General features: G+C 36.0%; 10 protein-coding genes and 1 pseudogene. 6 read left to right on the top strand and 5 right to left on the bottom strand.

The features are described from left to right. Positions 1-114 precede the first annotated feature (114 nt). Positions 115-525, bottom strand: a complete 411-nt coding sequence (locus tag ACTNB8_RS08255) for a C-GCAxxG-C-C family protein (protein ID WP_441053812.1) — start codon at positions 523-525, stop codon at positions 115-117. 237 nt (positions 526-762) lie between these two features. Here ACTNB8_RS08255 and ACTNB8_RS08260 point away from each other — a divergent pair, with 237 nt between their 5' ends. Both ACTNB8_RS08260 and ACTNB8_RS08265 read left to right on the top strand, forming a co-directional pair. Then, positions 763-1,635, top strand: a complete 873-nt coding sequence (locus ACTNB8_RS08260) for a phosphoribosylaminoimidazolesuccinocarboxamide synthase (protein WP_441053813.1) — start codon at positions 763-765, stop codon at positions 1,633-1,635. Positions 1,636-1,659: 24 nt separating this feature from the next. Further along, positions 1,660-2,934 (top strand): HlyC/CorC family transporter, encoded by a 1,275-nt coding sequence (locus tag ACTNB8_RS08265; protein ID WP_441053814.1) that lies wholly within the window; start codon positions 1,660-1,662, stop codon positions 2,932-2,934. A gap of 77 nt (positions 2,935-3,011) precedes the next feature. On the opposite strand, the gene ACTNB8_RS08270 is transcribed toward ACTNB8_RS08265, so the two are convergent. From ACTNB8_RS08270 to ACTNB8_RS08280, 3 genes are all read right to left on the bottom strand, one after another. Continuing rightward, on the bottom strand, positions 3,012-4,748 hold the full coding sequence (locus tag ACTNB8_RS08270) for a recombinase family protein (RefSeq protein ID WP_441053815.1): 1,737 nt from the start codon (positions 4,746-4,748) through the stop codon (positions 3,012-3,014). A 598-nt stretch (positions 4,749-5,346) separates the two neighbouring features. Then, positions 5,347-5,586, bottom strand: coding sequence for a helix-turn-helix domain-containing protein (locus ACTNB8_RS08275; protein ID WP_441053816.1), 240 nt, complete (start codon positions 5,584-5,586; stop codon positions 5,347-5,349). Between the two features lie 8 nt (positions 5,587-5,594). Further along, positions 5,595-6,005 (bottom strand): sigma factor-like helix-turn-helix DNA-binding protein, encoded by a 411-nt coding sequence (locus ACTNB8_RS08280; protein WP_441053817.1) that lies wholly within the window; start codon positions 6,003-6,005, stop codon positions 5,595-5,597. 594 nt (positions 6,006-6,599) lie between these two features. Here ACTNB8_RS08280 and ACTNB8_RS08285 point away from each other — a divergent pair. Further along, positions 6,600-6,911, top strand: coding sequence for a helix-turn-helix domain-containing protein (locus ACTNB8_RS08285; protein WP_441053832.1), 312 nt, complete (start codon positions 6,600-6,602; stop codon positions 6,909-6,911). A 236-nt stretch (positions 6,912-7,147) separates the two neighbouring features. On the opposite strand, the gene ACTNB8_RS08290 is transcribed toward ACTNB8_RS08285, so the two are convergent. Then, a complete protein-coding gene (locus tag ACTNB8_RS08290; protein WP_441053818.1) occupies positions 7,148-8,125 on the bottom strand; it encodes an ATP-binding cassette domain-containing protein in 978 nt (325 codons plus the stop codon). Between the two features lie 34 nt (positions 8,126-8,159). Here ACTNB8_RS08290 and ACTNB8_RS08295 point away from each other — a divergent pair, with 34 nt between their 5' ends. From ACTNB8_RS08295 to ACTNB8_RS08305, 3 genes and pseudogenes are all read left to right on the top strand, one after another. Then, a complete protein-coding gene (locus tag ACTNB8_RS08295) occupies positions 8,160-9,521 on the top strand; it encodes a relaxase/mobilization nuclease domain-containing protein (protein WP_441053819.1) in 1,362 nt (453 codons plus the stop codon). Positions 9,522-9,640: 119 nt separating this feature from the next. Beyond that, positions 9,641-9,848, top strand: a pseudogene (locus tag ACTNB8_RS08300) (DUF6219 family protein). A 457-nt stretch (positions 9,849-10,305) separates the two neighbouring features. Next, positions 10,306-12,108 carry a hypothetical protein gene (locus tag ACTNB8_RS08305; RefSeq protein WP_441053820.1) on the top strand — a complete coding sequence of 601 codons (1,803 nt, stop codon included), beginning with the start codon at positions 10,306-10,308 and terminating at the stop codon, positions 12,106-12,108. The last annotated feature ends 63 nt before the right edge of the window (positions 12,109-12,171 follow it).

Here is a 12,171-nt window from a genome sequence, read left to right on the forward strand (position 1 = left end):
CTTTATATTAAAAACACCCCGGAGAACTGAATGACGTAATACGTATACTGGTTCACTCCGGGGTATATTTATTTTATATTGTATATATTATTTTATACATACTGTTTCCTACATTTATTTCTGATTTTCAAGATATTCTTCTGTAAGTGCAACTGCATCTCTGATACAGTCCGGGCAGCTGCGGAGAACTTTGCCTGTCTCCACACCTTTCAGTTCCCTGCACAGATATGCACCATTCTGTTCCTGAAATTTCTTTACATATTCTTTGACCTTTCTGTAAGTATCAGCCTTGGTCAGTTTTTCTCCATCCGGGCCTGCGCTGTTCTGAAGTCCAATGATCATCATCATTCCGGAAAGCGCTCCACACATTTCCATCATTCCCATTCCAAGGCCAAATCCTTCTGCAATACGAAACATCTCTTCTTCTTTTATGCCAAATTCCTGGCAGAATGAACATGCGACAGCCTGTGCACAGTTATATCCTTTATCGTGTAACTCAATTGCGTATTCTGCTTTTGTACTCATTGTATTTCCTCCACTCTGATTTTTATTATTATTTTATATTGTAACAGATTATCCTCTTCAATTCCAGCATGGAACCTGTATGATGCAAAAAAATTTAACAGTACAGATGATTTTTTTTGGTCGCTGTAATTTCCGAATGTGTATTGACAGCACTATACAAAAAGTGATATTTTTACTGTGAATTTCAAATCTATTATATTGTACAGAAATTATAAAAGGGTACAAAAAGGAGAAGACATGCAGGAATTAAAACCAATTAAAGAAGGTAAAGTACGCGAAATCTATGATAACGGGGACAGTCTTATTATGGTTGCAACTGACAGAATCAGCTGCTTTGACGTCATCCTTAACAATGAAGTAACCAAAAAAGGGACTGTGCTGACACAGATGTCCAAATTCTGGTTTGATCTTACAAAGGATATCCTTCCAAACCACATGCTGTCCGTTGATGTCAAAGATATGCCGGAATTTTTCCAGCAGGATAAATATGAAGGAAAATCTATGATGTGCCGTAAACTGAACATGCTTCCTATCGAATGTATCGTTCGTGGGTATATTACAGGAAGTGGCTGGAAAAGCTATCAGGAAAATGGTACTGTATGTGGAATCAGACTTCCTGAAGGTCTGAAGGAATCTGACAAACTTCCTGAACCAATCTATACTCCTTCCACCAAAGCTGAAATCGGTGATCATGACGAAAATATTTCTTTTGAACAAAGTATTGATCATCTGGAAAAATATTTCCCGGGAAAAGGCAGAGAACTTGCAGAAAAACTTCGTGATAATACAATTGCACTTTATAAAAAATGTGCAGAATATGCACTGAGCAAGGGAATCATCATTGCAGATACAAAATTTGAATTTGGTCTTGATGAAGATGGAAACATGGTAATCGGTGATGAAATGCTCACACCTGACAGTTCCCGTTTCTGGCCTGCTGAGGGTTATGAACCAGGTCATGGACAGCCTTCTTTTGACAAACAGTTTGCACGTGACTGGCTGACTTCCCATCCGGGAAATGACTGGACTCTGCCTCAGGATATCGTAGACAAAACTATCAGCAAATACCTTCAGGCATACAAAATGCTGACGGGTAAAGATTTAGACTAATATTTGAAGGAGTGAATATATATATTGAACGCCAGGGATACTTACCAGCTAATCATTCTGATCATCCTGTTGGCTTTATCAGCTTTTTTTTCGTCAAATGAAACAGCTCTGATGGCAGTCAACAAAATCCGTCTCCGTGCACTTGCGGATGATGGAAACAGGCGTGCAGCTCTCGTTCTTGACATCGTCGAAAATCATACACCTAAAATGCTCAGTGCCATACTGATTGGAAATAATATCGTTAATATTACTGCTTCCTCCCTGGCAACTACTCTTGCATATCATTTCGGAGGATATATGGTCAGTATCGCCACGGGTCTTCTGACTGTCCTGGTTCTTATTTTCGGAGAAATCACTCCGAAGAACTATGCAACTCTTAATGCAGAAAAAATCACTCTCAGATACATTCCTGTACTGAAGTTTTTTATGACTGTTATGACACCTTTTATTTTTATTATTAATCTTTTTTCCAGAGGTGTCATGTACCTGCTTCGGGTAGACCCTGATGCTGCCAGCAAAGCAATGACTGAAGAAGAGCTCCGTACCATTGTAGATGTCAGCCATGAAGATGGTGTGATCGAATCAGACGAAAAAGAAATGATCTACAATGTTTTCGACCTCGGAGACGCAAACGCCAAAGATATCATGGTTCCAAGGGTAAATGTAACCTTTGCCAGTGTAGATAATACTTATGATGAACTGATTGACATTTTCCGGCAGGATCGCTTTACACGACTCCCTGTATATGAAGAAAATCAGGATAATGTTGTAGGAATCATCAATATGAAAGATCTGCTCCTTTATGATAAAAACGAACCTTTTGATATCCATCAGTTTCTCCGCAAACCACATTTCACTTATGAATATAAGGATATTTCCGAACTTCTTGTTGAGATGCGGGCTTCCACTTTTAACATTGCCATTGTAGTGGACGAATACGGCGAAATGACAGGTCTCATTACCCTGGAAGATATTCTGGAGGAGATCGTCGGAGAAATCCACGACGAATACGATGAGAGCGAAAACGAACTGGTCAAAAAGATTTCCAATCATGAATATATCATTGAAGGCTCAATGAGTCTCGATGATGTAAATGACCATCTTGGCACAACATTCAAATCTGAAGATTATGATTCACTTGGTGGACTTATTATTGAGCATCTTGACCGTCTTCCTGAAGAAGGTGATGAGGTTATCACTGAGGATAATATCCGTCTGGTAGTCGAAAAACTGAACAAAAACCGAATCGAAAGTGTTCACATATATCTGCCCCAGCAGAAAGAAAAAACAGATGAATAAATGCCGACACCCCTTCCTGTTGGAAGGGGTGTCTTTACATTTCTTATTTACCTTTTCTTGAAAGTAAGACTATACTTTCACAATGTGTTGTCACTAACATTGGAATACACATCCTTTACCTTGTCACTGACATCGGAACACATTTTTTTCGCTTTGTCCACAACACCAGCAGATTTTCCAAACCGCTTCTTTGCATTTCCAATTTCATTTTTAAATCCTGTTTTATATATGAAAGTGATTTTATAGGGATCTTTTTCTCCATGTTCATCGTAACCGCCAACGATTACCTTTTCAATTATACTCTCAAATATACCTCTGTCAAATTCCTCTAACACCTCATTTTGAGACAATGCTTTCTTAAAATCTACGATTCTCCTTTGAAGAGAACCTTCTTCATCCACCTGCTGTTGAAAATACACCAGCTTAGCTTTTGCATTGCTTAAATCTGTCTTAAGGCTTACATCTGTTTCTTCATAAATATCTTTTTCAACAATGCCACTCAAATAATTATCCAACAACTTCTTTCTCTTATATGAAAGATTATCAATCTTTTTTTGCAGCTTATTCAACTGATCCTCTGTAGAATTTTCTCCAAGTGCTTTTTCCGTACGTTTTAGAAGTTCTTCTATTACATCTTTATTATCTCTACAAAGCATCCGGTATGATTCCACAAAAGCTTCTTCTATTACCTGCTCCGGGATTCCTTTACTATCCGGACAGAACCGTTTCCCCTCTTTGGTAGCCTTCACACACTGCCATATGGTTTTCTTATACTTTGAATTGCTGTGCCAACGTCTGCGTGAAAGATTCCCCCCGCAGAACCTACATTCCAACAAACAGCTGAAAGCATATTGTCGGCTGAATTTCTCCCGTTTCCCCGGTATAGCACCATGCTTACGGTTTCCATTTCTGCGGCTTCTGATCTCCTGTGCTCTCGCAAACATTTCTTCAGAAATAATCTGTTCATGGTGATTATGTATGTAATACCGATCTTCCTCCCCTAAGTTCTCTAACCGTCTTTTTGAGATAGGATCGACTGTAAATGTTTTTCCTAGCAAAATATCGCCCTTATATTTTTCATTATTTATGATTCCCATGACACTGGATGACACCCAGGGATTTCCTTTTATTGTCATTATCCCCTGTTCATTTAGCTCTCTGGCTATCATAGTGCTTCCAGCTCCGGCTACATAGCGTTCAAATATATAGCGGACAACCTTTGCACCTTCTTCGTTAATGGAAATAGATTTTGTAACCACATCATAATCATATCCCATACACCCCTGAAAACCAACAAGCTCTCCCCGTTTCATTTTCATCTTTAATCCCTTTTTCACATAAGCAGAAGTATTTTCGACTTCCTGCTGTGCCACAGAACTTAGGATTGTCATAAGAAATTCACCATCTTTTAAAGTATTGATTTTTTCTACCTCAAAGTAGACTGCGATATTTCTCTCTTTTAGCATACGGACATATTTTAAAGTATCCAGCGTATTTCTGGCAAATCGTGGTATACTTTTTGCGATGATTAAATCAATCTTCCCATCCATACAATCTTGAATTAGCCGTTGAAATTCATCTCTTTTATCCGTTTTAGTTCCTGTAATAGCTTTATCGGCATAAACACCTGCAAAAACCCACTCTTTGTTATTTTGAATGAGATCTGTATAATATCTCACCATAGAATTATAACTTTTTATCTGATCCTCATCATCCGTACTCACACGGCAATAGGCAGCAACCCTCAACCGTTCTATACGCCTTCTGGAAGAACCATCAGAAAAATCATTTGCCTTAATCAACTCTATTTCCATTTTCCGCTCCTTTATTTTTGTATTCCTATCGTAGTGTTAATTTTATTATAGATCAGCACAAATGATTCGTCAAGCGGTAATATTGGAAACGACACCATAATCTTTCATCAGTCTTTTCTGTATCAACAAATATTCATTTTCGTCTATCAATTTTTTTGTTTAAAGTTGCTTCAACATAGCCAATTGCATTGTATATCGCAGTAATTTTTTTGTATTCATTTCATTCTCCCCTTTCATCGCAAAAAATCCTGCAGGTGGCTGTGGGGGAACAGCCTCATTGGTATCTCACCATCTTTTCAGACCGGAGCAGCCTCTCCGGAAGTATCATTATTAGAAACAGAATCTTCGCCACAAAGTTCCCACCCTCTGCTCATAGCATAATATTTTCTCGCTCCTATCCATCTTCAATTTCTCTCCTGTCTATATGTACAAACTTTACGACACGATGTCGCAAAGTAAGTATTGATGTTGGATCATCCTGGCGTATCTGCTACCCGGCTCCTCTGTTTCCTTACGTCCTACAGGATAAAATATTCAATTATCAAGGTACCGTTCTTTCCGCACCAGAAATAGAAAGGGAATATTCCTGGCCTCTAACTTAAAGCCGGATCTCAAAATTCAGAAATTTTGTAATCAGCTTTGTCTCCAGTCGCCTTTTCATATATTCATCGGGCACATAATAGATTCTTCCAAATTCATCCTCATATTTTCTTTTGCACTCGCTATTGATAAATGGCTGAAAATAGGAAAGTATATGATTGATTGCTTCAGCGTCACCTTTAATAGCTGCCTGAATAGTTTCAAACTCTGGCAATTCTCTGCGTTTCTTTGATTCCATATGTAAATTCACTCCATCAATTTTCTCAAAATCCTTAAAGAATCATCTTTATGATAGTGTATAGTACTCTGCACCAATTTCAGGCAGTCAGCAATTTCTTTCTCTGTCATATTCAGAAAATAAAGCATCAGAATAATTTCCCGCTTTTTTACAGGAAGTTTTTTTAACGCCATGCTGATCCATTCATCACGAACAGGAACCTGCCTGCCCATTACGGTAAAATAATCTGCCATATCATAATCGTCACAGCTATACAGAGCATCCAGATCTTTCTGGAGAAGTTCAGAAAAAATCACTTCCCGTTCTCTCTGCCTATCCAGCTCATCAAGATAATTCAGTGCCTCACCATGCAGAACTTTAATGCAATAGGAGCAAAATTTTCTCCGCACGATTTCTTTTTCCTGACGGTTCAATTTCAAAAGGGATCACCTCCCTTCTGCTTAAAGCCGTAGTAAAAGATACCTGATCCTCCCTTTCACAGCGAGGACAGGAGAAAAACCGATAAAAAATCGAAAAAGCGGAAAAATTGTTTAAAATTATTTCCAACCTTCCCAAGAGCTTTCAATAGAAATTCTTGGTGCTTGGCGGCCCCCGGTTACATTTGCAAAAGATAAGGCACAAATTTAGAAAAAGAAAAATACCAGGAAGTTCCTGTAACTTCCTGGCATTATATTTTAAAAAACCCGAAACTATATCATAGTATTTGTTCTTTAAGTATTTCAATACCGATTTGTTATAACAAGAATCCCAAGATCTTAGTAGGATTTTTTAAAACTATTTTCTATTTCGTTATAACCATAAAATAACATTATCGACGTCTTTAGCAGCAAGTAAAAGACAAAATAAGTCTTCCTGCAGCAACTCAAATCAGTATATTCTCTTCGTTTTTCGGTATACTAATACTTATTTTTTCGGCACTTCAAGGTTATACAAAAAGCAAAATCAGCACTGTAAAATAAATCTGAGGTGAATAACTATGCCTGAAGATAAATTTTTTTTTTTTAGGGAAACGTATACGCACTGCAAGAAAAGAATGTCATTTAACTCAACAAGAGCTTGCTGACCAATGTGGACTTGCAGTTAAAACTATTCAAGACATAGAAAAAGGGCGAAAAAATCCCACTTATGAAACCCTTTGTTTTTTAATTGATCGTTTAGGTATTTCCGGAAATGCTTTATTTCCATCTAATTCTATAGTTGATAGCGAAATTTTAGAAATATTTCTTGGCAAGTTACAATGTTGCAATGAGAAAAATCAAAAAGTAATTTTAAACTCATTAATGTTTCTAGTCGAACAACTTTTAGAAGTCCAGGACACCCCCTGAAAATAACGCTTTTCAACCAATTAAGTTGAATACCTAAAGTATGTGTTTGTAACAGTTTTTTATAAAATGGGTTGATTTAAAACCGGTTCTCTTGAGTAGATCAAGAGAACCGGTTTTATTGTACTTTTCCTCGAAACTAACCGTTTAAAATATATTCAAAGTCCCCTTTATCTTTCTACTAATCAAGTAGCTCCTTTGCATACAAATTAATTTCATCATTTTTCATTGTCTTAACGTTATCTATCACACACTTTACACGCACTTAATCTATGAGAAATAAGTAACAACGTTTTATCCGAACATATTTTAGCCAATTCTTCATACAGCTTATTTTCACTTTTGGGATCTAAGCTTGCTGTAGGTTCATCCATAATCAAAATACTAGAATTACGTACTGCGGCTCTACATATCGCCAATTTCTGCCATTGTCCTCCAGATAATTCACTTCCTAGTTCTTCTAGCTGCCCCAATTCAATATTATCTTTTACCAAAGTTTGTAGACCCAACGCCTGAACAATTGATTTGTTAATTTCTATGTCACTATCACCTAGTGTTATATTTTCTTTAACAGAGCCACTATATTTAATAAAGTTTTGAAAAACGCATATGATCTTATTCATACTTGCTTTTGATATGTCATCTATATGAACTCCGCCTATCTTTATTTCTCCCTTCTCTACTGAATACATTCCCATTAACAAATTTACGAAGGTTGATTTTCCACTTCCATTTTCCCCAACAATTAATACTTTTTCCCCTTCTCTAATTTTTACAGAAACACCATCCAAAGAATTTATTTCTGCATTTGGATACTTATATATTACATTTTTGAACTCTATATTATAATCCGTAATTTTTTTATTACCCCATACTTTTTCTTTTAGAGTTTTAAACTCTTCCCACTCCTCCATAAGCCAATTCATATTATAAATTTCTTTCAAAAGATTCGTTAAATTTTCTACTTCCTGAGTAAACAACTGAAAAGTATTAACTGCCAACATAATACTGCCTAACCCTTTTTCGTGCTGTATAACCAACCCACAAGTTATATATACGCATACTCCAAACACACCGAATCTGACAACATTAGCCAATGTTTCATATAATAAATATTTATATGATACTCGTGTATTTTCAGCTAAAATTTTATCATTATTAGAAGCAGCTTTTGATAAGAAATAATTTTCCAGTCTTAACAGTTTAACATATATCATCAGCTTCGACCCAAAAGACAGGGATGAATGTGGATTGACCGGTGAACGTGCCCAGCAACTCGGATTGACTTTTGCAAAGAAAAACTTTCCCGGTCATCAGGCTTTAGTCTGTACTCATACCGACGGTCATAACAAAAGTGGAAACATCCATGTGCATATCGTAATTAACAGTCTCCGTAAATATGATATACCACAAGAACCCTATATGGAATTTGACTGTGAAGCAAAAGCCGGTTATAAGCATCATCTAAGTGCTGCCTATCTTGCCCATCTAAAACAGGAAGTCATGGATATGTGCAAAAAAGAAGGGTTGCACCAAGTTGATCTGCTCACTCCTTCTGAAAGAAAAATCACCGAAAAAGAATACTGGGCACAACGCCGGGAACAGGAAAAATTAGATAAGCTGAATCTGAAAATGAAAGAAGATGGAATCACACCGAAAGAAACTCGTTACCAGACAGAAAAACAATTTCTCCGTGACGCTATTGATGATGCTGCAAGTATTGCCCGATCACCAGAAGAATTTTCAAAAATCCTTGACGAAAAATATCACATCATCCTCAAGATCAGTCGAAACCGGTACAGCTATCTTCACCCTGGCAGAAAAAAATTTATCACTGAAAGAACTCTTGGGACCAGATACACAGAAGATTTTCTCTTGAAAGCATTTGAAGAAAACACGAAATCCCGTAGAGAACTGAAAGAAGAAATTCTGGAACAGCAGGCTCCGAATACTTCCACAGATTTACCACCTGTTCCTTTCTCTGATACTTCTGCTATCCCTGCACCATTCATTTTCATAAAATCAAACCTCCGGCTTGTAATAGATCTGCAAACCTGTATTAAAGCCCAGCAGAGCAAAGCCTATGCTCAAAAAGTAAAGCTCACCAATTTGAAGCAGATGGCTCAGACTGTTGCCTACATACAAGAGCATGGATATGATTCTCTTGATGATTTCCATGCAGCACTCAGTCAGGCATCAGACCAGACCAGTGCTTCCAGAAAATCTTTAAAAGATACTGAACAACAGCTCAAAGAAGTAAATGAACAGATTCATTTTACCGGACAATATCTGGCATACAAAAATGTGTATGCTGATTATCGTACAAGCCGAAACAAGAAAAAATTTTATGAAGAACATCGAGCAGAACTTTCCCTGTATGACACAGCTCTACGAACACTCAAAGAAAAATCTGGCGGGAATAAATTGCCTTCCATGAAAGCTCTCTATGCTGAAAAGGACCGGCTTGTTGAATTGAGGGATAGACAGCGTGAAGCTTTTTCTAATCACCAGGATTATGAACGGGAGCTTCGCACTGTATCTGCGAATATTGATATGATTCTTGGGAAGAATCGTGGGCAGGAGCAACAGATTGAAAAAGAGCAGAATTTATAAACCTTTTCATCTCCAAGCACCCAAATATCATTTTCAAATCTATGCTAATGAATAAATTCCTGTTTGCATCTTTCCTAAAAAGATGTATGATATAGAAAAACACAGGAGACATCATTAAAATGAAGGCACATAAATATTGGTCACTCGGTGCATTGGCATCCATGATCGGAACTTTTTACTGCTTCTCAAGATATGAAATCTGCTCATAAATATTTTGCTTACAGCTCTCTTCTCTGTATGATTATGGCTATCTATTCTGGTCATAAAATGATTTCTGGAAAGTCCTTAAAAAAGAAAGACTCTGTTTCCGAAGAATCTGCTGAATAATCAAAGAAGGAGTTTCTCCATGTGTGGCGAAATAGAAAAATGCTATTAAAAAGTTCACATAAAATACATTGCTTATGTAAATGTACCGGTATTCTCAAACAGTTATAACGAAAATACCTATTGAAAAAGAACTCACAACCATAGTTCATTTCATAAATCAATACAAAAACATTGATGTTTTTCTTATTTACAGTATGATATAATTAAAAAGAAGATGCAGTATTAAAGGGAGAACTGCCCAGACAGCCTGGCCTCAGAAATATGCACCTTCCTCTATAAATATATTATGTGGTATCAACACCTTTTATACATAAATAAAAAGATACAGTAAACAAAATGGTACTACCCAGGTAGCCCGTTTCTTGCTCATGTATCTCAATCTATCTTAATCTTAGTCGATAAATTTTAATTTGTCAAGATAAATTTCAAATAAAAGAAAGGAAAAAAGGTCTCACTTATGTTAGAAAAGAACAAAGCAGATAGCAGAAAATATTTTATTTTCAAAATACGAGATTTGGTACATAATTCTTTCCACACACTTGAAGAAAAGCGAACAGAAAGTTTATTGCAATATATGGGTATCTGTATCAGCACCTATGATGAACTTAGGGCATCCCTTGACCCAACCAAACTAAAACGCTCATACGAAGGATTGTTAGAAGGACTGGATTACCAGATGCAAATACATCCTTTTCATAAGCTTGATTTATACCAAAATGATTTTTCTCACTTACATCAGCTCATAAATCTTGCAAATGAAGCTCGCGATAAAGAACTTCATAACATTCACCGTAGCATTGTAGCTTTAAAAAAGAAATTGGAAGCTGAAAATCTCATAAATTGTTATATTCAATGCTTACTCACAGAAACCACATTCAAAGGCATGGATTATTTAATGGAGGCTCTTATTAGTGATTTATTATATGCAGGACATTCTATGTCTCATATTTTAGATTTTTTCAAAAGACAGCAGCAAGAATTTCTAGAACATAATGATGCTGAAAAAACTATACAGAATCTTAACGAATTTGACAGAAAACCTATACCTTTTTCTATTCATATCTGTTTTAAAATTTCAAGCCAGACGCAGAAGGAACTGGCACTTAATCTTATAAAACAGCAATTTGAAATCCGTACTAACCAAGAATTAGGGATACCTCATATAAATAACGATACTTTAATTGCCAGTAAAGAGTATCTAGCTTTAGATGAATTCAAAGCAATCGACTTAGCTCAAAAAGAATTCCAATCCGTTACAGAACTGTTTGATATGTGGCAAAGCACAACCAATTGTATTCGCGATGATTTATGGTATTATTGGAAAGAAGACACGGTTTTTCATAAAATCAGCTTAAACAGCATTGATCCCATAAAAATGCTTAACCATATTGACGCAAACTATAAAAAACAGATGGAACGTTTTTTACAGTTGCGAAATGATCTTGGCAGCAACAATATTAGAACTTTGGAACGAATACTTTATACTCTTAATTCTGCCAAATCGCTGACTACTCAAAACCGTTTTCTTAACTTTTGGTCATCCCTTGAATATATTTTATATTCATTTCCACGCTTTACAATCATAGAAAAAGCACGCGTTGTTGTTCCAGAAGTTTTTGGATTGTTCTATCTAAAAAATAAACTTAATATATTTTGGGCACGACTTACTTATTGTATGTCTAACAAAAAGGATTATGCTGAGAAATATCCTACTTTACAAAATTTTATAATGAATTGTCAGGTCACTGAAAAAGATTATTCTACCCCAAAAGTAATTGCTTATCTAAGTGATGTAAATAAATATAGTGCTATTTTATCTGAGCTTTCTTTCCATATTGTCCTTGAGCGAGAATGTCGTGAAATAATTATGCTTTTAACTGAGCCAGAAAAAACAAGCAAGGCAATTCAAGAATATTTTGACGGTATTAAGCATGATTTAAATTATATTTATCGTCTCCGAAATCAACTAATTCATTCTACAAAGGATATTGACGATTCCCTGGAGTATATCAGCTTTCGATTGTATCGCTATGTTAACTCTGTACTTTCCACGATATTATACTATCAGGAAAAAAACAATTTATATAGCATTACAGATATATTAATTTCTGTAGATGCCACCTACCAAGACTATAATAAAAAATTATCGCCAGATATCAAAAAGAAAAAGAAGAAATCTTCTTCCGAGATTGCTTCAGAAACCCTTTCTCCTGAAGACATCTATCGCATTGTACGACCAAAATATTTATTCATTGAATAGTATTTTAATATTAAGATTCATCTTTAAAATACATTATCTAAAAAGTGGATGCTACTTTAACTA

The organism is Blautia sp. HCP28S3_G10, assembly GCF_052065235.1.
Taxonomy (GTDB): Bacteria; Bacillota; Clostridia; order Lachnospirales; family Lachnospiraceae; genus Blautia_A.

Bases quoted from the DNA above. Each gene is read 5' to 3' on its own strand.
- ACTNB8_RS08255 (WP_441053812.1), bottom strand. From the start codon at position 525: ATGAGTACAAAAGCAGAATACGCAATTGAGTTACACGATAAAGGATAT.
- ACTNB8_RS08275 (WP_441053816.1), bottom strand. From the start codon at position 5,586: ATGGAATCAAAGAAACGCAGAGAATTGCCAGAGTTTGAAACTATTCAG.
- ACTNB8_RS08260 (WP_441053813.1), top strand. From the start codon at position 763: ATGCAGGAATTAAAACCAATTAAAGAAGGTAAAGTACGCGAAATCTAT.
- ACTNB8_RS08270 (WP_441053815.1), bottom strand. From the start codon at position 4,748: ATGGAAATAGAGTTGATTAAGGCAAATGATTTTTCTGATGGTTCTTCC.
- ACTNB8_RS08305 (WP_441053820.1), top strand. From the start codon at position 10,306: ATGTTAGAAAAGAACAAAGCAGATAGCAGAAAATATTTTATTTTCAAA.
- ACTNB8_RS08290 (WP_441053818.1), bottom strand. From the start codon at position 8,125: ATGATATATGTTAAACTGTTAAGACTGGAAAATTATTTCTTATCAAAA.